16 protein-coding genes are annotated in these 22,917 nt (G+C 34.2%); 6 read left to right on the plus strand and 10 right to left on the minus strand.

The annotated features are described in order from the left end of the window. Positions 1-26: 26 nt before the first annotated feature. From Q1B37_RS18525 to Q1B37_RS18540, 4 genes are all read right to left on the minus strand, one after another. Positions 27-1,475 carry a DUF389 domain-containing protein gene (locus Q1B37_RS18525; RefSeq protein WP_299901088.1) on the minus strand — a complete coding sequence of 483 codons (1,449 nt, stop codon included), beginning with the start codon at positions 1,473-1,475 and terminating at the stop codon, positions 27-29. Between the two features lie 5 nt (positions 1,476-1,480). Then, positions 1,481-2,557, minus strand: coding sequence for a mannose-1-phosphate guanylyltransferase (locus Q1B37_RS18530; RefSeq protein ID WP_299901091.1), 1,077 nt, complete (start codon positions 2,555-2,557; stop codon positions 1,481-1,483). A 3-nt stretch (positions 2,558-2,560) separates the two neighbouring features. Further along, positions 2,561-3,157 carry a SprT-like domain-containing protein gene (locus Q1B37_RS18535; RefSeq protein WP_299608629.1) on the minus strand — a complete coding sequence of 199 codons (597 nt, stop codon included), beginning with the start codon at positions 3,155-3,157 and terminating at the stop codon, positions 2,561-2,563. Between the two features lie 101 nt (positions 3,158-3,258). Further along, the gene (locus tag Q1B37_RS18540; RefSeq protein WP_299901094.1) at positions 3,259-4,827 is read right to left on the minus strand and encodes a VWA domain-containing protein; all 1,569 of its coding nucleotides are present in this window, start codon (positions 4,825-4,827) and stop codon (positions 3,259-3,261) included. A gap of 194 nt (positions 4,828-5,021) precedes the next feature. Between Q1B37_RS18540 and Q1B37_RS18545 the strand changes: the two genes are divergently transcribed. The 6 genes from Q1B37_RS18545 (at position 5,022) to Q1B37_RS18570 (ending at position 12,305) form a co-directional block, all read left to right on the plus strand. Then, positions 5,022-5,873, plus strand: coding sequence for a hypothetical protein (locus Q1B37_RS18545; RefSeq protein ID WP_299901097.1), 852 nt, complete (start codon positions 5,022-5,024; stop codon positions 5,871-5,873). Then, positions 5,870-6,352: a hypothetical protein gene (locus Q1B37_RS18550; protein WP_299901100.1), complete on the plus strand. Its 483-nt coding sequence runs from the start codon at positions 5,870-5,872 to the stop codon at positions 6,350-6,352. Before Q1B37_RS18545 ends, Q1B37_RS18550 begins: the two co-directional genes overlap by 4 nt. Before the next feature lie 196 nt (positions 6,353-6,548). Continuing rightward, a complete protein-coding gene (locus Q1B37_RS18555; protein WP_299901103.1) occupies positions 6,549-6,947 on the plus strand; it encodes a hypothetical protein in 399 nt (132 codons plus the stop codon). A gap of 109 nt (positions 6,948-7,056) precedes the next feature. Beyond that, positions 7,057-9,978 carry a GH92 family glycosyl hydrolase gene (locus Q1B37_RS18560; protein WP_299901106.1) on the plus strand — a complete coding sequence of 974 codons (2,922 nt, stop codon included), beginning with the start codon at positions 7,057-7,059 and terminating at the stop codon, positions 9,976-9,978. Then, positions 9,978-10,982 carry an isoaspartyl peptidase/L-asparaginase family protein gene (locus Q1B37_RS18565; protein WP_299901109.1) on the plus strand — a complete coding sequence of 335 codons (1,005 nt, stop codon included), beginning with the start codon at positions 9,978-9,980 and terminating at the stop codon, positions 10,980-10,982. The genes Q1B37_RS18560 and Q1B37_RS18565 overlap by 1 nt, the downstream gene beginning before the upstream one ends. Before the next feature lie 9 nt (positions 10,983-10,991). Further along, on the plus strand, positions 10,992-12,305 hold the full coding sequence (locus Q1B37_RS18570) for a sugar MFS transporter (RefSeq protein ID WP_299901112.1): 1,314 nt from the start codon (positions 10,992-10,994) through the stop codon (positions 12,303-12,305). Positions 12,306-12,396: 91 nt separating this feature from the next. Here the strand turns inward: Q1B37_RS18570 and Q1B37_RS18575 are convergent, their stop codons facing one another. The 6 genes from Q1B37_RS18575 to Q1B37_RS18600 form a co-directional block, all read right to left on the minus strand. Next, the gene (locus Q1B37_RS18575) at positions 12,397-15,384 is read right to left on the minus strand and encodes a GEVED domain-containing protein (RefSeq protein ID WP_299901115.1); all 2,988 of its coding nucleotides are present in this window, start codon (positions 15,382-15,384) and stop codon (positions 12,397-12,399) included. Positions 15,385-15,492: 108 nt separating this feature from the next. Beyond that, positions 15,493-16,221, minus strand: coding sequence for a copper homeostasis protein CutC (locus Q1B37_RS18580; protein WP_366944334.1), 729 nt, complete (start codon positions 16,219-16,221; stop codon positions 15,493-15,495). A 19-nt stretch (positions 16,222-16,240) separates the two neighbouring features. Then, positions 16,241-18,547: a beta-N-acetylhexosaminidase gene (locus Q1B37_RS18585; RefSeq protein ID WP_299901117.1), complete on the minus strand. Its 2,307-nt coding sequence runs from the start codon at positions 18,545-18,547 to the stop codon at positions 16,241-16,243. Positions 18,548-18,550: 3 nt separating this feature from the next. Continuing rightward, positions 18,551-21,043, minus strand: coding sequence for a glycoside hydrolase family 2 protein (locus Q1B37_RS18590; RefSeq protein ID WP_299901120.1), 2,493 nt, complete (start codon positions 21,041-21,043; stop codon positions 18,551-18,553). 112 nt (positions 21,044-21,155) lie between these two features. Continuing rightward, on the minus strand, positions 21,156-21,836 hold the full coding sequence (locus Q1B37_RS18595; protein WP_299901123.1) for an SDR family oxidoreductase: 681 nt from the start codon (positions 21,834-21,836) through the stop codon (positions 21,156-21,158). A gap of 95 nt (positions 21,837-21,931) precedes the next feature. After that, entirely contained in the window at positions 21,932-22,876 is a 945-nt protein-coding gene (locus Q1B37_RS18600; protein ID WP_299901126.1) for a M20/M25/M40 family metallo-hydrolase, read from the minus strand. Positions 22,877-22,917: the final 41 nt, after the last annotated feature.

The raw sequence follows: 22,917 nt of genomic DNA on the forward strand, positions 1-22,917 counted from the left end.
ACTTATTATTTCTAAAATCGACAATATTACCTCACCAATAAAGTATCTGCCTTTAGTTCTGCAGTAATCCATTCTCGTAAATCCTTATTTCTAACCGCATTCAAGCTATCAGAAACCTGAAATTTCCATTGAGGGAAGATAACTTTTACGGTATCTACTTTTAAGAAATTAGATTGTAACACTTCTCCATATCCTAACTCAGAAAGATCTGGGAAACGAATTTTAGCGTCTTTTGCGATATTATTATAAGGAAGTATATCCACGGGAACTACTTTTTGCGCCTCTGTTAATTGGGTTTCAAGCAATGCTAGACGAATTTTCAGATCTTCTACTTTGTCCAACAAGGCTTCATTCTCTGTTTCTAATCGATTCAATTCTACAATGTATCGATCATTCGCTTTTGATATTTGTTCAATTCCTCGTGCTTTATTACCGCTTATTTTCAGTGTAAAGTCACTGATATGTTCATACTTTTCAAGTTCATTTTGCAAATCACTAACGGTTGCATCTGCAATCTCTCCATCAAAATATAGCTTGATCGACTTATTATCAAAATCATAAAACTCTTTCCGCAAATACAAACTTTCATTTGCCTCTATTTCGTTAGCTAAGAACCCTTTATAATCACGATCTGCGTTTGTCTCGTTCAGAATATTGTAAAACGTCCAAATTGCCGGTATCACCATGATAATTGCTACTGCAGAGGCTATTCTAGCAGTAAGTTTTCTTTTAGCTGCATTGGCATAACGCAACATTGGAAAACGTAACAACTTTGCTACAATAAAAGTGGATAAGGCAATAAAAATTGCATTAATACTAAATAAATACAAGGCACCTAACGCATATCCTGCATTTAGCTCAGCAATCCCATATCCTACCGTACACAAAGGAGGCATTAATGCTGTAGCTATTGCTACTCCTGCAATAGCATTAGGCATAGTCCCTTTTTTAGATTTAGCCACAATTAGTGCTAAACCACCTGATATAGCTACAAATACGTCTAAAATCGTAGGAGCAGTTCTCGATTCTAACTCAGGCGTTAATTCTGTTAACGGAGATAAGGCAAAATATAACGTAGCAGTAAGTACACTAAGTCCAACCATTACTCCTAGATTCACAAAAGAACGCTTGAGTGTATCGATATCATTAATTGCAATTGACAATCCTACTCCAACGATTGGCCCCATTAATGGAGATATTAACATGGCTCCAATAACCACCGCTGTAGAACTAACATTTAAACCAATAGAAGCCACAAATACTGAAAATATCAAAATCCAAGCCGTATGCCCCTTAAAAGGTATATCCTTTTTTACATCTTCTATGGTTTGATCCCGATCAGTATCAGATCTTATATCCAATAAGCCAGAAAGAAATAGCTTCATACTTTCAAAAAGTCCTTTGGCATCTCTTTTTACAGATTCTTTGTGTCCTTCGTGATCTGAATTAATAGGCTGATTTGTATTTTCTTCCATTCGTATTATCCGTATTTTTCCCCGTAGGTCTCTTTAACTTTTTTCAGTACTTGTTTTATGTCTTGCTCTTTCTTTTTAGGATAAATTAATAGTACTTCTTTTTTATCCACAATAATATAATCATTTAGACCATCAACAACAACTATTTTGTCATCCGACGTCCTGATCATATTCCCCGATGCATCTTCCGAAAGTACCCTAGCATTAACGATCGCATCATTACTTTCTGTTTTTTCTAATTTATCATACAAAGAGCCCCAAGTTCCCAGATCATTCCAATCAAAAGTAGCGGGAAGTACATATACATTCTGAGCATTTTCTAAAATAGCATAGTCTATAGATATGTTTTCCGCAAGAGGGTAATTATTCGCTATAAAATCTTCTTCTTCATTGGTATTGTAAACATCCATTCCTTTTTCGAACAATGCTGTCATTTCTTTTTGAAATTCTTTAAAAGCACTTAAAATACTATTGGCACTCCAAATAAAGATTCCTGCATTCCACAAATAATTTCCTTGATTCAAAAACTGTTTTGCAGTTTCATAATCTGGTTTTTCGGTAAATTGAGCTACTTTTTTAATAGGCTTAGCCTCTTCTTGATACTGTATGTATCCGTATCCAGTGTTTGGAAAAGCAGGTTGAATACCCAATGTCATTAAAATATTTTGAGCGCTACAAGCTTCAAAACACTGCTCTAAATTATTGGTAAATGCTGTTTCATCTTCAATCCAATGATCACTCGGCGCCACCACCATAACAGCATCAGAGTTTTCTTTATGAATCTTTAAAGCTGCATATAAAATACAAGGAGCTGTATTTCTCATTGCAGGCTCAGTTACTACTTGTCTTTGTGTCACCTTTGGAAGTTGACTTAATACCAGATCATTATAACGTTCATTTGTAAGAATAAAAATATTCTCTGTTGGAATAATTCTCTCCAAACGTTTAAATGTTCTTTGAATCAATGTTTCGCCTGTTCCTAACATATCATGGAACTGTTTCGGAAACTCTGCGGTGCTTACAGGCCAAAATCTAGACCCCACGCCACCTGCCATTAGGATGGCATAATAGTTTTTTTTCATAAGTTAATTTAATAATTCGACTTCAGCATTGGGGTTAAATAGGTACGTCCTACCTGTGCTAATTTCGACGCATTCATAACGTTTTATTCGTTTATTCCCTCTTTGAAAAATTTTTCCATTATACAATCTGAATTTTCCTCCCAACGGTATTTCAAAGATATAATTTTTATCATTCTCTGGATCAAATTGTTTTAACGCAAGTGCTAATTTTGTATCGGTATCACTACTTGCTCTTGGATTTTTAAAATGATTTGCGATAACAGGTAATAATTTTGATGGAAAAATGTCCGGATTAATGTAAGGAAGCATTAATTGCTGAAAAGTACGTTTCCACTCAATACCATGAGGTTTTATATAACGCCCATATTTCTCAAAAGCTACTAAATGAGCTATTTCGTGAATTAAAGTGATCAAAAAACGATATGAATTAAGAGAAGCATTTACGGTAATCTGATGCCTCCCATCAGGAGTTTTTCTATAATCACCATGCCTTGTAACTCGCTCATTAACAATTTTAAGATGCACATTGCATTTTACGATAAGGTCAAATGCTGGGTCTAATGCTCTTTCCGGAATGTATCTTGCTAAGATTTCCTTCATTTTCGCAAAATACAAAATAAAGCGCATCTGCTCGATGCGCTTTATTTAAATTATGATTTCTTTTTTCTCCAAAAAATCACCAAATTCAAGATTCTAAATTTCTATTTCTCCTGCTCATAGTTTTCATAGCTATTCATTAACCGTATAAATTCCGCTCTATAACCTAACTCATCATCTCCTCTGTTCTCTTGTGCAAGCGAAATGATATCATCCACTGCTCTATTTTCTAAATATTTAGAGTTTCTTAATTTCATTCCATACCAAGCTACCGAAGCAGCAAATCCAAAATCACTGGACATTAATTTTTCGGAACCCATTTTATGTGTATGGATGATTTCTATACTTTGATCTTCTTTTGGTTTTTTATATCGAAACTTTACTGTGAATAATTCATCCCGATAAGAACTATTAGTTTCTTTTTTTGTATACTTTAACTTAGAAACATCTTTAAGATACTTGCTTTCTATACCTACTGGAATTACTTCGTATAAAGCGGTGACCGTATGTCCACTACCTAATTCACCCGCATCTTTAGTATCATCTATAAAATCTTCATCATGTAACAAACGATTTTCGTATCCTATCAATCGGTATGCTTGTACTTTATTAGGGTTAAATTCTACCTGAATTTTCACATCTTTTGCAATCGTGTAAAGCGTTCCTCCAAATTCTGTTCCTAATACCCTTTGTGCTTCTTGCATGGAATCTATATATGCATGATTCCCATTTCCAGTATCTGCAAGTACTTCTAACTTACTATCCTTATAATTTCCCATTCCAAAACCTAAACAAGTAAGAAACACCCCTGTTTTTCTTTGCTCCTCTATTAATTCTTTCATTGCTACATCACTACTTTCTCCCACATTAAAATCACCATCAGTAGCTAGAATCACTCTGTTGTTTCCATTTTTTATAAATTGCTCCTGAGCTATTTTATAGGCAAGCTGAATCCCTTCTCCACCGGCAGTAGATCCACCCGCTTCTAAATTATTTAGTGCTTCTAATATTTTCTCTTTGTTTTTACCAGATGTTGGTTTTAAAACCACACCAGCAGCTCCCGCATATACTACAATCGACACCTTGTCTTTTGGTCTTAACTGTCCTACAAGTAATCTAAAAGCTTTCTTTAATAAAGGAAGTTTATTAGTAGCGTTCATCGATCCAGAAACATCTATTAAGAAGACAAGATTGGATGCAGGAAAATCATCCGTGGGTATTTCTTTTCCTTTAATTCCGATTTTTATTAATTGGGTACCTTCATTCCAAGGAGTATTGACATCTTCTGTATGAATTGCAAAAGGATGTTGATCTTTTGGTTGTTCATAGCTATACTTAAAGTAATTAATCATTTCTTCGATCTTCACAGCATCTGCAGGAATCTCTTGGCCATTATTAATCATTCTTCGAATATTACTGTAGGAGGCTTTATCAACATCTATGGAGAATGTAGATAACGGAGAAAATGCTACTCTTTTAAAATCATTTTCTATAATTTCTTTATAATTTTCAGCATTAGCGGCTGTTTCTAAAGCAAGTTCATCATTTGTATCTAACACGATACGTTCTGTTACATTATAACTTCTATTCGTATACTGATTGCATGAACTTAATATCATCATACACAAAACCAGAAATGCATATTCGATTTTCTTAATTGTCTTTGTTTTCATCTTAATTGTTTTTACATTGTTAAACCAAAAACAAACCTAGTATCACCATGATAGAGAGGCTTGTAGACCTGTTGTAAAACCTTTGTAAACTATTTTACAAAACCTAAAACACTATACTCCAATACATTGTAATCGAACAAACAAAAGAACATATCGTTTTTTCCCTTCTCAAAAAAAAGGTAGCAATACAATTTTTGAAGCATAATTCTGCCTCTACTAATGATATAACCGAGTGGAAAGGGCAAGATATTATCTTATTTCAAGAAGACTTAAGGAAAGAAGTAAAGGGTAGTATAAGTGAAAAGTCATTCTATAATTATTTTAAAAACTCTTCAGAAAAAATCCCAAGAGTTGACATCCTTAATATGTTGTCCGAATATTGTGGCTATGAAAATTGGAACGATTTTAAGACTCAAAATTCTAAGATAATATCCAACAATACCAAAAAGAAAACTGCAAAACGGAAATGGATTGTTTTCTTTCTCATTGGAATCTTATTCATTACCTCAGCGTACTTTTTGATACCAAAATCAAACACCTTTAATTTTTGCTTTATAGATAGAGACAGAAACGAACCGATTATCAAAACACCTATTGAAATTATTGTACTTAATAATGAGCAATCTCCTTACTATACAAAAAGTGACAGTTTAGGCTGTTTTACCTGGACAACCAAAGATGATTTTATTCATTTTGTCATTAAATCACCTTATCACAAAACCGATACCATTTATAGAAGTATATCTACTATAACTAAAGAAAATATTAGGGTTAGCACGGATGATTATGCTTTAATGCTTCATTATTATGCCAATGGAAAATTGGATAACTGGAAGAATAGAAAGAAGGAATTATCAAAAATGATTGCCGATGATGCCGTGATATTCCAAGTATTACCATCAGGATTAGGAATAGAAGTATATTCTAAAATAGAATTTATAAATAAGCTAACTACCCCAACAAAAAGCTTGCAAAATATTGAGATTATCGAATCCAGAAGATCCGAAGGACAAGTTGTTAAATTAAAATTTAAGATCAAATCATGAAACAACTTATGTATATTCTTATATCATTTATACTTCTAGGGTGTTCCAACAACTCTTACAAAAACATGGAAGCTACTGAAGGGAGTAATGATGAAATTGTTATGGATTCTTACGAAGAAGAAATGTCCTTTGATATTCTTGAAGATTCATACACGATTCTAGTTTCTGAAAAATTACAAGACTACTTGGATAAACAGCTACTCATTCAAAAACATCCAGAATTTAAAACCGTAACTGACACTCCATATTTATTCGATCTCAAGAATCGTAACCACATTGAAAAAATAAGGTTTCTAGATCAACCCAAAAACTTTTCGGACTCAATTACAATAATAACTACAGAAATTCAGTTTGGTAACTTAGAAAAAGACACAGTTATTTCTTACATCAAAACTTCATCAACACTGATTGATGGAGTTAAGTTTAGAACCTCTAAAGTTTCTTTTGAAAGGTTAAAAACCTCCAAAAAGCAAAAGTAGCACCCTTGTTTTTATCTGATTTTTACGGTTTTACCACCTGCTTAAACACATAAAACCATTAAAAACAAGGTTGTTTATCGTAAAAAAATTAGCATTTATCGAGTATTTTAACTTTTTAACTTGTTGTTAATCAATTATTAATATTTTTGAAACCCAAGATTTAACATTTGGAAGGGAAAATTTAAAGGAAAAAGTTATGAGAATTTTTACATTTTTAGTAGTACTTATGATCTGTTCCTCTAATATGGCGCAAGATCAATTGGAAGTTCATACGGAAACAGTAGAACTAACCAAAGAGCAGAAAAAAGAAGAAAAGAAAAAGAAAGAAGCTGAGGAAAAAAGATTTATAGAATTAGCGGAAAAAAGAGCAGTTTTATTACAGCAGGAATTAAATCTAAGCAATTATGCCAGTGATCGTATCAAAAAGATGATCATTAAATACTCTAAGCAAGCTAATAAGGTGATTCAATCAAATGCTTCAACTAGCGAAAAATCCAAAGATTTAAGTAATATTGTGTACTTCCAAAACGAAGATTTTAAAAAAGTACTTACTGTACACCAGTTTTATAAGTATTTAAAACTTAAGAATATCTAACAGATTTACAATAAAAATTCGCCTCATGGGCGAATGCTCTCTATATCATGTAATACCTCATTAGTTTTTTAGTAACTTAGAAGCGTTAACGTTAAGATTCACACAACTTATGACGTCTTTTTCTAAGGTATTTGCAATACTTGCAATAACGTTTTTCTTTTCTTGCACACAAAAACCCATCATTCATCCAGCTTCTAGCGATGTTCCCCTTACTAGTTATGTTAATACATTTATAGGTACTGGTGGTCATGGACACACATATCCAGGTGCAACAATGCCCTTTGGGATGATGCAATTAAGCCCTGATACCAGACTAGACGGTTGGGATGGTTGTTCTGGATATCATTATACGGATTCCTATATCTATGGGTTTTCCCATACACATCTTAGTGGTACTGGAGTATCTGATTACGGAGACATCTTATTAATGCCAACCGATACGATTGTTTTTAATAATGGAGCAGATGGTCAAAAGGGCTATCGAGCGCATTTTTCACATGCTAACGAAAAAGCTGCTCCAGGATTTTATCAAGTACATTTAGACACTACCAATATAGATGTAGCTTTGACAGTAACCAAAAGAGCGGGCATACACCGCTATAAATTCCCAAAAGATCAAAAACAAGTGGTGATTTTGGATCTAGAACATAGAGATGCTTTACTCGATCATGACATAAACATCATTTCTGATACAGAAATTAATGGCTATCGTCATTCCAAAGCATGGGCAGAAAAACAATTGCTGTTTTATCATATGCAATTTTCAAAACCAATTACCAACAAAACTTTTAACGAAAATAGAACTAAAGTAGCCTTAGAATTTGATAACAAAACCTCTGAAGAATTAAGCATCCGTATAGGAATCTCTGCAGTTGATGAAGAGGGTGCTTTACAAAACCTCACTACAGAAGCTGGCAATAAAACCTTTGATCAAATCAAACAAGCAGCTAATGACAGTTGGGAAAAAGAGCTTCAAAAAATAGTAATCGAAAGTCCTAATACAGATTACAAAACAAATTTTTATACGGCTTTATATCATACGATGATCGCTCCTAATTTATATCAAGATGTGGATGGACGTTATCGTGGCATGGATCTCAATATCCATAACACCAAAGACTTTGAATACTACTCGGTATTTTCTCTTTGGGATACCTATCGTGCAACCCATCCTCTGTATACGATCATTGATCAAAAAAGGACTAATGATTATATCAATACATTTTTGGCCAAATATGATGAAGGTGGTATTATGCCAATTTGGGATCTAGCCGGTAACTATACCCATTGCATGATTGGATATCACGCTGTACCAGTCATTGCTGATGCTTACCTAAAAGGAATTTCGAATTATGATCCCGAAAAAGCATTGAAAGCTATGAAACATAGTGCTACTCAAAACAAATTAGGGTTAGCATCTTATAAAAGTGGAGGTTTTATTCCTGTGGAAGAAGAGGCAGAATCGGTATCCAAAACCCTAGAATACGCGTATGACGATTGGACGATTGCACAAATGGCTCAAGCAATGGGTAAATCTGACGATGCAAAAACTTATACCCAACGTGCTCAATATTATACAAACGTTTTTGATCCGTCTACTAAATTTATGAGAGGTCGTTACAGAAATACGTGGTTTACACCATTTGATCCTTATGAAGTGAACTTTAATTATACCGAAGCAAATTCATGGCAGTATAGCTTTTACGTTCCACAGGATATTTCTGGGTTTATCAACCTAATGGGTGGCAAAGTAGCGTTAGAGCAGCAATTGGATGCACTTTTTACTGCAAAAGATCAAACTTCTGGAGCGCATCAAGTTGATATTACCGGACTGATAGGACAATATGCACATGGTAATGAACCTAGTCATCACATAGCTTACCTCTATAACTTTATCAACAAACCACACAAAACTCAAGAAAAAGTACACGAAATACTAACCAAGTTATATACCAATACTCCCGATGGGATTTCTGGTAATGAGGATTGTGGACAGATGAGTGCCTGGTATGTGTTAAGCAGTTTAGGTTTTTATCCGGTTACTCCTGGTAGTGATCATTATGTGATTGGAACTCCTTTAATCGAAAAAGGAACGATACAATTAGAAAACGGAAATCAATTTACTATGGTAGCTAACAACATCAACGATGCTAACAAATATATCGCTAGTGCTTCTTTAAACGGAAAAGAGTATCCATATACCTATATCAAGCATCAAGATATCATGAATGGAGGTTCTTTGGTGTTTGAGATGACAGATACCCCTTCAACTTGGGGAACCAATGATACCGACATCCCAAAAACACAAATCGAAGAGCACTTAATTACATCTCCTCCTTTTATAGCTGAAGGTGATATTGCTTTTAAAGAGAAATCTCAAATTACGTTACAAAGTATCAATAAAGAAGCAGAGATCTTTTTCGCATTAGATAATGAAGAATTCAAAAAATATGAAACTCCAATCAGTATTACTCAACCTTCAATTTTAAAAACCTTTGCCGTAGAAAATGGAATAAAAAGTCCAATTATAGAAACCGAATTTTTTAAAATTAATCCTAATCTAAAAATATCACTCGAGAATGAATATGCCAATCGCTATAATGGTGGTGGACCCGATGCTTTAATTAATGGTATCAAAGGAGCTATGGATTATCGTTCAGGTTCATGGCAAGGCTTTCATAATCGAGATCTTATCGCTACTCTGGATTTAGGATCAATAAAAAATATCAACACCATATCCATTGGTTTTCTAGAAGATCAAAGAAGTTGGATCTTTTATCCACAAAAAGTAGAATTCTGGATCTCTGAAGATGGAAAACAGTGGAATCTATTAGATAAAAATACCTTTATAAAATCGACAACTCCTTCTGCGGAAGTATCTATAAAAAAAGTAGAAGCTTCCTCCATTGCAAACAAGGCTCAGTTTATAAAAATTAAAGCGCAAACCGTTGGGACCATTCCAGAATGGCATATTGGTAGTAACCATGATGGCAAAGCTTGGGTTTTTGCAGACGAAATCACTGTAAACTAATGAAAAGACGAAAATTTATTCAAAACACCTCACTGACCAGTGTTGGAATTACTTTAGGAACCACACTAATAAGTTGTAAAAAACAATCTGAGGAACAATCACGAAAAGAACAAGAAATTATGACAAATACAACCTCTACTCCAATTGCAGTATGCACCTGGCGTTTTACCAAAGCAAATGCAAAAGCTGGAGAAGCGCTAGCATCTGGAAAACCTGCGTTGGATGCTGTAATCGAAGGAGTTGCTGTGGAAGAAGAAAATCTAAAAAATACAACCGTTGGAAAAGGAGGTGCTCCAGATCGAGAAGGTAATGTAACATTAGATGCTTGTGTCATGAACCCTGAAGGAGATTACGGTGCGGTTTTGTGTGTAGAGAATATCACTAATGTTGCTGCTTTAGCCAGAAAAGTTATGGAAGATACTCCACATGTTATGCTTGCCAGTGAAGGAGCAGAAGAATTTGGATATCAATCAGGATTTACCAAGGAAAACTTACTTACCGAAGAATCTAAAAAAGCATGGGAAGAATGGAGAAAAACTTCAAAGTACAAACCTATCATTAATATCGAAAATCACGATACTATAGGCATGCTAGCGATTGACAACAATGGCGATATTGCAGGTGCCTGTACCACATCGGGTTTATCGTATAAAATGAAAGGTCGCGTTGGTGATTCTCCCATCATTGGATCTGGTTTATTTATAGATAATAAGATAGGTGGTGCTGTGGCTACAGGAATGGGCGAAGAAGTTCTAAAAACTGTGGGAAGTTTTCTAATCGTAGAATTAATGCGTAACGGTATGAGCCCTCAAAAAGCATGCGAAGAAGCGATTCGTCGTATTGTGACCAAAAACGACAAATACAAAGATTTTCAAGTAGCTTATGTTGCTATTAATAAAGCTGGAGAAATTGGTCATTATTGCATCCATGAAGGTTTTTCTATTATGAAATACCAAGATGGAGTTAATGAGAATGTACTTACTAAATTTTATCATACCTCTTAAACCATAACCATGTCAAACAACACATCTTATCGTAGTTCTTTTATCTTGTTAACTCTACTCTTTTTTCTTTGGGGTTTTATTACGGTGTTAGTAGATTCTTTAATCCCTAGACTAAGAGAGCTATTTACCTTATCTTATTTTCAGGCAGGATTAGTACAATTTGCCTTTTTTGGAGCCTATTTTTTATTATCCATTCCTGCTAGTTACATTCTCTCAAAAATTGGATATAAAAAAGGAATTATTTTAGGGTTATTAACCATGGCAACAGGTTGTTTACTATTTTATCCAGCAGCTTCCTATCGAGTTTTCGGGATTTTTATGCTGGCTTATTTTATACTCGCTGGCGGAATGACCATTTTGCAAGTTGCCGCTAATCCTTTTGTGGCTGTACTAGGTAGTGAAGATGGAGCATCGAGTCGACTAAATCTCTCCCAAGCTTTTAACTCACTTGGGACCGCAATCGCACCTGCAGTAGGAGCGTTATTTATTTTAAGCGATACTATCAAAAGTAAGGAGGAAATCGAGCAATTATCGGAAAGTGTTAAGGAAACGTATTTAGCATCAGAAGCTGCTGCTGTTCAAAATCCTTTTTTAGGTTTAGCAGTATTTATAATCGCGATAAGTGGTATTTTCTTTTTTGCCAAACTCCCAAAACTAATTAATGAAACATCTACTGGAACTTATGCGGAAGCTTTTGCAAAAAAAGGACTTATTTTAGGAGTCTTAGGTATTTGCTTTTATGTAGGTGCAGAAGTAGCTATTGGTAGCTATTTGGTCAATTATTTTCTAGACATGAATATGGTTCCTCTTATTAAAGAGAGTAGTACTATGATGAGTATAGCTGATTTTGTTGCCACTATTTTCTTTAAAAGTTTGGAAGGAGCAGATGCAAAAGCACTACTTGGAATTTTTGTAATTTTTTATTGGTCTGGGGCTATGATTGGGCGCTTTGTGGGGTCTTATCTTACCAAAATCATGAAACCAGGAAAAGTTTTAGCACTTTTCGCTTCTTTGGCAATCATATCAATATTAATTTCTATCGCTACTAGTGGTTACATAGCTATGTGGAGTATTCTGGCAGTTGGATTATTTAATTCCATTATGTTTCCAACTATATTTACTTTGGCCATCGATGGACTGGGAGATTTAAAACCAAAAGCTTCGGGATTGTTATGTACGGCTATAGTAGGAGGAGCGATTATCCCTCCTTTATTTGGTTTGCTAACTGATCATATAGGCTTTAAGCTTGCATTTATTTTAGTGATTTGTTGTTACGGATATATCCTATATTATGGATGGATGAAGAGTAAAACCATCTTATAATCTTCAAATTAAATTGTATCCTATAAACAAAGCGGTTGCAACCTATAAATTTGGTCACAACCGCTTACAAATTCTAATCAACCTAAAAGTTTTATTGCACTGCTACCTTTACAGTTTTCACAAATCGATTGCTCCCATCTCCTATTCTAAAGAAATATAGGCCTGTTGTTGCTTGTGCCATATCTACATTTATTCTATACTCATTTCCTATTCGGCTAAGAGAAGATGCTTTTAGTTGTTGTCCTAACATATTAAACACACCGATATAAATTTCTGTATCTAATGTATTCTGAGGAACCAAACTAATTTCAAACTTATTATCTGGTTTCGTTAACACTGTTAATTGAGCATTGTTAAATTCTCTTTCATCTACACTTAATGTCTGATCAATTTCTACAGTGTAGTCGTGTACCTCTCCGAAATCAAAATCCCCACAAGGATCATTAATATCTCCACCTGCTGATGTATCAATAGCTTTCGCTCTTAAAATGTGACTTCCTGGATTAGCTCCGACTGGGATTACCAAATTAAAGTCTTCTAAAACACCAAAAGATCGGAAAAATTCTCCTGCAATTAGCTGCTCAGATGGTTCGAATATAAAGTTATCGTTAAAATCGATCCAAACCGAAAGTGCTTCTATATCAGCTCCATCTTGCCAATTGTGTTGTGCTTGTAATATATATTCATTATCTCCATCAACATTAGATAATACGGTAGATAGATTAGTACGGTCCGAATACCCGTTAACGTTAAGACCTCCTTCTGTATTACACCCACTACCTCCATCATCGGCGTTAATTGTATTAAGAACAAATTGTTTAATTCCATCTACATTACATCCCGCAGTAGCCTCTGGCGTACAAACTGTATGAGTAACGCTTTTAGAAAAATCATCGTTACTTGCTAATTGATCTCCATTAAAATTTGTTCTAGCATCTATCGTATAAGTAACATTAATCGTACTTAAATCTGCCTGAGCTGTAAATGTATAACTAACAGTTTCTTGCGGTGCAATTGGTCCCGGAACAGTCTCTACAACAGGTGTACCTCCATCTAAAATGTATTGTACTTCTATATTGGTAGCAGTTTCTCCTCCAAAATTAGTGATATCCACTATTACATCTTCTAAACCTAATCCTGATCCAGTTGAAGGAGCAGAAATATCAACAACACCTACATCTCTTGCTAATAAACTTTTAACTTCTTTTGAAGCGTCATCATTTTGTGCTAACCCATCACCTGTTAACACAGTATTTGCTTCTATGGTATATACTTGCCCTGGATTAGAAAGATCAACAGTAGCAGTAAACGTATAACTTACGGATTCATTTGGATTCACTGTACCTGTAAAAGTTTCAGTAGCGATTAAAACCCCATCAACTCTTAATTCTACAGGAATATTTTGTTGAGGATCTGTACCAAAATTTCTAATATTTACCTCTACAGTTTCTGCATTGGTAAGCAAGCCGTCATTTGGCGAAACAATAGCACTTACCCCAACATCAGTAGGCAAACCAGAAGTAAGACTGAAAGAAGCAATTCTAGTGGCCCATATATTATCATCTTTAAAATATTCAGCCGTATGCCAAAAAGTAAATTGATCAGGATCCATCGTTAAGTGAGAATAATCACCGAATCTATTTGATATTGTCTGTACTCCTGCTCCATCTATAATAGTCTCTTCTGCTAATGTCATTTGTCCTAATGGATCATTTACATATCGTCCAGTATATCTAATACCAGGCTCTAGTGTTGCACTTGCAATATTAAATGCTAGACCGATGTTTCCTAAAGCATCAATACATCCACTACCCATAAATCTACTATGCCCGTCATTTGGAGCATACGTTCCTTCTTGGTATACAGACCAACCTTCGGTATCACTATTTCTTAATTCTATCCAACGAATTCCTGCAGTATCATTACCATCTACATCTACGTTAAAAGTAATCAACCAAGAGTTATGATCTGTAAACGATCTATAGTTAGCCGCATACGATATCACTCCTCCTATCATATCGACCTTTTGAGAAGTTCCAGGTTGTTCCACGTCTCCCGTTCCAAACGGCGCAAAAACGCTATCAAAAGCAGTAATAGGAATATCTAAAGGTTGTGAGATTGTACTATTACCTGGATTGGTAAAATCGATATCAATCTCCCATATTTTTAATTCATCTTGGGTAATTGAATTACTCCATCCATCATCTTGGAAATACACAATATACCCAGGTACATCTACAGGAAAGTCGTTTCCAACCAAATTTGCAGGCTCTGGACTAAAAACGGTATTAGGATTTCTTTCAATTCCTGGAAGATCAAATCCTATAATTTGAGCATCTGGATCTCCCGCAATCATCGCCTGACGATCTAAAACATATGTAGTATTTCCTGCGTTTTTATTTGCGGTTAAATAATATCCATCTGGCCAGATAGCATAATGAGGATAATCAGGAAATGCATCTAATGGAAACTCATACATATTATAAGCTCCTGTAGGATCTGGTGTTTCTGAAATAGCTACGATTAAGGCATTATCAGAAACTCTGAATTGGCTTACAAAAAATCGATCTGCTAAGTGATCATACATGATTATTGGATCTCCATCATTGTTACCAGAACCTAAAAAATCAGATAATGAAGTAGGACCTGCCAACACATTCCCACTTTTATCAAATATCTTTATAGCAACATTAACTCCATGAACATAATGATTAGGACCAACTGCTCCTGATGGATCAGGAGGTAATGCGCCTCCTGCATCATTACGGTCTATACCTTCTATATTAAGCCCTAAATTATTATTCGCAGATATACCAAACTGTTCCTGTCTTTTAGGATCAGGACCTATTGGCAAAGCATTTTGATTTACTTTTTCATTAGCTCGAAGATTATTAAAAATTATTGTAAGATCCTTAACAGATTCTTCCGCTTTAGACTGACTAATAGTTGGATAATCTTTAAACGGTTTGGTTTTTCCTTTGTAGTTTCCTTTTGCAATCGTACTTGGACCAACCCCTTGTTGTGAAAACAAACTTGTTATGTAAAAACAACATAACAAACAAAATAAAAATTTTTTCATTTTTTTGAATTAAGAGTAAATTATTAAACTGTGTGACATACATAAAAAACAGTTGTACTAGTAAAAACCCTACTCTTAATCGACAATTATTACAAAAAAATTACCTTATCATTTTATAGCTTCTTTAATTTTCTGAATTTTTTGTAAATCCGAAAACGTAGTCAAGTCATCATCAACCATCTTAAGATTATTCATAGATAATTTAACAGGTGTTCCTGATTTTACAATTGAAATTGCAGATAAATGTATTTCTTCGAAATTATTGTCTTTAAAAACTTTAGCATTATCTGCATTAATTCCCCCTCCAGGTAAAATCTTTAATTTTGAAACTTTATCCCTTAGCTTTACAAGTAAATTAATACCATCCAGTGCTTTTACCTCCTGACCTGATGTTAAAACTCGATGTACTCCTATCTCTTCTAAAATTCGAATTGTCTTTTCTGGATTAGGGATCCAATCAAAGGCTCTATGAAATGTAAAAGATAGTGGTGAAGCAAGCTGAATCAATTCTGCAGTCCTTTTTACATCTAGTGTATGATCTTCGTGTAATACCCCAGAAACAATTCCAGTGCAACCTATGGACTTGCAAAAAACAATATCTCTTTTCATAATATCGAATTCAGTATCTGAATACGTAAAGTTTCCGCTTCGGGGTCTAATCAATACGTGAATAGGAATAGCAATTTCTTCTACAGTCTTTTTTATCAAACCATAAGAAGGAGTAATCCCTCCTACTGCCAATTCTGAACATAGTTCAATTCTATCTGCTCCACCTTTTTCCGCATTCACAGCAGACTCAAAGGAATTAGCACAAATTTCCATTGTAATTGTTTTCACAAGAATGATATACTATTTATTATTCCACAATAATTTCATCAATAAACGTCCAGGCTTTATTTCCTGCTCCTTGTAGCCCTTCTGGAATGACACCATAGTTTTTGACTTTTATTTTTATAAAACGACATTTTATATTATTATCAATTGTAATTGGCACAATTGACCCTTCTAAAAATCTCACATCTAACTCCTTATAAATTCTAGAGGAATAGAAAACATTATCATTAGAGAAGGAAACTTCAACCTTTTTGGGTGCATAGATCCACTGTCCATTTGCATTATAAAACCGAGTTTTTATTGCATGTATTTCCGATACTTGTGTTAGATCTAAAGTAATTTCCAGATCGTCTCCCCAAAATCCTAACCACTCTTTATCGCCATACCTATTATTACTACCATTTATCCCATTTATTAAAGCTTCTTTACCACCAGCATTGAATGATGGATGTGGTTCTGTATCTATAGTTACGGCAGCACCAATTGCTTTATGCATTAAAAAATTCTGAGTAAATAAAGCTCCCAAAGGCTCTTTTCCTTGAAAGACCTTCGCTTTTAGCATATAATTTTTGTCGATCAAAATAGGTTGGTTATATACTAATGAAGTTCCAATCGGATCAGTTCCATCTAAAGTGTATCTAATCGTTTTATCCTTAAAAAATGTTTCTAAAGAGTACTTTACATTGTGATTCGTAACATCTATATCTCCATTAATTTCATATAAATGATTTGCATAATGAATACCTAGCATATCTAATCGTTTTTGAAAAGGCACTAATCGATTTACAAAATCGGAATAGTTCTTTGTTTCAGCTGGACTCCAAACTACTTCACTTAACGCTATAGCTCTAGGAAATGCCATATAAGTTACTTTATCAAAAGTTTTCATATACTCAGTCCAAACATTTCCTTGAGCTCCAATAATGTATGTTGCTTCTTCTTTTGATATTCCGTCTGGAATTGGCTCAAAACTATATACTTTCTCTAATGGCAAATAACCTCCTATCGCCAGAGGTTCATCGGTTCTGTCACTCTGATAATAATCAAAGTAGCAATGAGAAGATGGTGTTAAAATAGCTTGATGCTTTTCTTTAACCGCAGAAATAGCTCCTTCTGTGCCTCTCCAGGACATTACTACAGCATTTGGCGCTAAACCACCTTCTAGAATTTCATCCCAACCAATAATTTTTCTTCCTTTACTATTCAAATATTTTTCAATTCTTTTGATAAAATAACTTTGTAGCCCAAACTCATCTTTAAGTCCTTCTTTCTGAATGAGATTCTGACAATATTTATTAGTTTTCCATTGTACTTTTGGGGTTTCATCTCCTCCGATATGAATATATTCACTCGGAAAAAGTTCCATAACCTCATCCAACACATCTTGTAAAAAAGTAAATGTCTTTTCGGTTGGACAATACACATCTTCAAAAACTCCCCATTTTGTGGCAACTTCTATATTTTTATCTCCACAACCAAGTTCTGGATATGCTGCAATTGCGGCTTTAGAATGCCCTGGCATTTCGATTTCAGGGATGATCGTAACATTCCGTTCTTGCGCAAATGCAACAATCTCTTTTACTTCTTCCTGTGTATAAAATCCTCCATATTTTTTTCCATCAAATTGATGTGGTTGATCATTATAATGGCCTACCAAAGTCTCCTTTCGATACGCTCCTACTTGTGTCAGCTTCGGATATTTTTTGATTTCGATTCGCCAACCTTGATCTTCGGTAAGATGCCAATGAAACGTATTGAACTTTAATAAGGAAAGAATCTCTATATATTGTTTGATCTCCTTAACAGAAAAAAGGTGTCGTCCTACATCTAAATGCATTCCTCGATACGAAAATCTAGGCGCATCAGAAATTGAAATCACTGGTAATTGTAATGGGGTATTACAACTATTATTTTCAAAACAAGGCGGGAATAATTGTCGTAACGTCTGGATTGCATAGAAACTACCTTTAGGATCTTTGGAATGGATCAAAACTTCTTTCTCAGAAATGGTTAGTTGATATCCTTCTATATTAGTGATGGTAGTATCTATTTCAAAAGAAACAAAATTCGAATTTTTAGAAGTTTGTATTTCCAACGATTTTCCAATTCCTTTTTCAACCAATTTATTAAAATACGCTACAGTTTTTTTAAGATCTGGATGATACTTTATGGACGTATTTTGAGAAAACAGAAAATGACCTTTTCCTACTTTTTGTTCTTTTGGCAGAGGAATAAGACCCTCAAACACTACAGGATCTTGAGCCTTACTACAGCTACTGATTAGATAGAAAATTAATAGAATTTTTATATGACTTATCCTCCTATCCATTTCTTACACAGATGTGGTTTTCATAACACTATTCAATGTTTTGACTTTAATATCTTCAAGCTCTATATCGCCTTTAGTTTGAAATAAAAGCTTTTTGGTTTCTCCTGGTAAAATATCAAAAAAATTATCTTCAAAATGTCCTTTCTTATCAGTGTACAGAAATACATCTTTTTGTAATGATGAAGATGAAACTATTATTTCGTACCCCTCTGAAACCTTTGTCATCTCTAATTGCACGTTATGCTCTGGTAATCTTAGATCTTTCGGACGCACCAAGTAAAAATTAGCTTTTTCTCCTTCAAATTCAGTTGTAATGACCACGCTTTGTGCATCTACAATTTCATTTGGTATTTTTTGCTCTAATACTTTTGTTGAGGCATTCGCTTTGGCTTTTATATTCACTTTATTCTTCCACAATACATTCCCTTCAAAATCCATGAACGTTATCTTTAAAGCTCCTTCTTTGTCTTCAAGATGATCATTCACAACATGTAGATATAAAGAATCATTTTTTACTTGTGAGGACAGTATTAAGTCTTCAAAACTTCTCTTTGCTTTGTAATGTAAGGCCTTCCAGTTTCCTAATCCATCGATTCCAGACCAAGATACTACTGGCCAACAATCATTAAACTGCCAATATAGCGATCCCATATTATAGGGCATTGCTCTTCTATGGGCATGAATACCTTTCGTTATACCATACGCTTGTAACAATTGACTAACATATACATAATCTTCAGGATCAGACGGAACGGGAAAATCTCTTTCCATATATTCTTTAATTAATGAAAACCCTCTATTATGTTTTTGATGTGTTTGGAAACTAGAATGATTAATATTGATGCTATCTAACTGCGTAAAATATTTAATTGCTTCATAGGATGGAAAAGATTGAAATCCATATTCGCTCATAAATCTTGGTATTTCTTCTTCAAATCTTTCAAAAGGCAATGCATCATGCCATACGCCCCAATCGTGTGCGCTTCCTTCTAGCTTAAATCTTTTATCTGCTCGTCCGTATTTAGGAGAACTTTCCCAATAAGAGTTATCTGTTAAACTTGCTACAGTTTCTGGCAAGACTCCGTTAAAAAGCTTTTGATAATTGTTCCATATTTCTTCTTTTTCTTCTTCGAATCTATCGATTTGCCAACCCCAATTATGCCAAGCTTCATTATTTTCATTATTGCCACACCAAACAGCTATACTTGAATGATTACGTAATCTTTTGATATTGTCTACAGCTTCTTGCTTTACATTTTCTAAAAACTCATCATCACCAGGATACATCGCACAAGCAAACATAAAATCTTGCCAAACCAGGATTCCATTTTTATCGGCTAAATCGTAGAAAATATCTTCTTCATAAATTCCTCCTCCCCAAACACGAAGCATATTCATATTGGCTGCCATAGCATCTGTAAAGATTTGTTGATAATCCTCAGTCCTTACTTCTGGTTGAAAAATATGTTGAGGAATATAGTTGGCTCCTTTCATAAATACAGGAACATCATTCAATTTGAAATAAAAAGTATTTCCTACACTGTCTTGATCTTGTATTAATTCTATAGTACGCAATCCTTTCTTAACACTCTTGGAAACGATCTCTTTACTACCCTTAATTATCTGTAGTTTGATATCATATAGATATGGTTCTCCTAGATTATGAGTCCACCACCTTTTAGGTTTCAAAATCTCAAAATCCAAATCGTATAAGTGATTTCCTGGAACGGAAGCAATCTCTTTTTGTAAAACCACAGAATCATTAACATAAACCTTGCAGGTGAGCTCAATTTCTGATGTTATGGTAAGATCTAGCTTTGCTTGCAACGATGCTTTTTGATCTGTAAGGGATTGTTGTTTGAGATATAAATCATTTAAAAAAACATCATCCCAAGATTCTAGAATAATTGGTCTCCATACGCCAGAAGTAATGAACGTGGGACCCCAATCCCATCCGTAGTGAAATTGTGGCTTGCGAGTAAAAACTCTTCCCGATACCGGAAGTTCATAAGCTAGTTTACTCATCTTTTGTTTTTCGATCGTATCAGTATGCTTAAATATAATGCTAAGCGTATTGTCTTTACGAACTCGATTAGAAACATCAATATCCCAAGTTCTAAAAGCATTATCTGTATTGATCAATAAACTATCATTCAAAAAAACAGTAGCATAGGTATCTAATCCTTTAAAATGAAGTTGATGATATTTTCTCTTTAACTGTTCTTCGTCTAATTGAAATATTGTAGTATACTCCCAATCTTCATCAGAAATCCATTGTAGTTTCTCTTCATTATTACCAATAAATGGATCTTCGATTTTCTTGTTTTTCAATAAATCGGTATGAACGGTACCAGGAACATTAGCGGGAAGCCAAAGTGTATCTCTGGTATTTTTAAACTTCCAATTCTGACTGATTTCTGCGGTAAGATTTGGTTTTTCTTTTGCACAGGAAATTAAGATTACCAATAGCAGAAGTAATCTAATTTTTTTAGACATATTTAAAATGATTTTGTGAGTATTTATTAAAGAAAATTAGCTTCTCTAAAATAGAAAAATTAATCTACTTAAATAGATAACACTTAAAATCAAAAATTTAAGAGCTAATGAATCAAGGAGTGGAACTTGAAACCTGCAATACCTTACCATTGTAAAACTTATTCCCAGTAAGTGAAAAATTAGTGATATATGTCGCCATTTCTGTTGCAGTCAACGGTGCTTGATATCCTGGAAATGCTTCTTCTAACATTTCTGTTTGTACTGCTCCTAGTGCAAGAACGTTAAACGCTATTCCACTTTCTTTATACTCTTCTGCCAATAATTCACTTAGGGTAATAACTGCTCCCTTGCTAGAACTATATGCCGCTAGACCTGGAAACTTCATACTCCCTTGTATTCCTCCCATACTACTTACAGTTACAACATGACTTCCAGATTTCATAAAAGGAAGTAATAAACGTGTGATTTCCGCAACCCCAAAAACATTTACTTTATATACCTCTTCAAATTCTTCGGAACTAATTTCTGCAAAAGGTTTATTCAATAATTTACCTGCGTTATTGATCAAAATATCTACGCTATTCCAATTTTCTTTAATATAACTGGACACTTTTGAAAGATCATCGGAACTACATAAATCACAAGAAAAAGCATGAATATTCTTGTGGTTTAACGCTGATATAGGTTTTTCATTTCTTGAAAGTGCAAGTACCTGATGCCCTTCATCAGCGAACAATTTTGCCATTTCGAATCCTATTCCCCTACTGGCTCCGGTAATTATTACGTTTTTCATTTGGTTGTTTTATCGTTTCTTAGCGGTCGTATAGAATCGCCATAGAAACATTTCGGTTTGATCTAGACTTAGTCGTTTAGGTATTTTTCGAAGGGTTACTTGAGTTTAATCTCCTGTGTTTTCGAATTCAATATGTTTGTCATTACTGGAACGCAATCGTTGATAAGTTCTGCCATAAATTCAAAATTCATTTCTGATACTTCATCATCTACATGATGGTAGTAGTCATAGTTAGTGAAGTCGAATGTTGAAATCGTTTGGCAAGGCACATTAAATTCTTTATGAAAAGGATAGTTATCACTTCTGCGAAATAATTGAAACTCTTTAGCTTTAGGCAGAAACCCTATTAATTCCTTCCCTGCGTATTCATTCATTTTCTCCGCCATATTAGATATTTCAAATCCTGTGATATATGCTTTATAAGACTTGTCATTCAACGGTACTCCAATCATTTCAAAATTTACCATCGTATATAGATTCAAGTTTTTCTCTTTTAAAACCTTAGCCAAATGCTTTGATCCAAGCAAACCTTTTTCTTCTGCTCCAAACAACACAAACAGAACGCTACGCTTATTATCCTTAGCTTTTGCAAAATGTTTGGCTAAAGAAATTACAGCTGTACTTCCTGCAGCATTATCGTTAGCGCCATTAGCAATAATATCTCCATTAACTTCTTTTCCTTTTCCGATATGATCGAAATGAGCGCCCACTATTACAAATTCATTCGCCAAATCAGGATCTGTACCTTTTAAATATCCTACTACATTATAGGTTTCCGTTCCTTTCGCATCAAAAGATGGTAAATAGGTGTCGAAATATGGACTAATACCAGCATCTTTAAATATATCTTCTATATACTTTGCTGCTTTTTTCAATCCTTCAGATCCAGTATCTCTGCCTTCTAACTCATCACTAGCCAAAAAATTCATAATAGTTTCTACTTCTGAAGCTTTAATTTTTGATTCACTGGACTGAGCTGTAGTTACTTGTTTACAGTTAATAAACACTATAGCTATTATAAAAAGTGCAATACGTTTCATATTCTGTTTTTTTACTTCTTTCATTACTATAATTTAATATC

The sequence above is a fragment of the uncultured Aquimarina sp. genome (assembly GCF_947492965.1).
Taxonomy (GTDB): Bacteria; Bacteroidota; Bacteroidia; order Flavobacteriales; family Flavobacteriaceae; genus Aquimarina.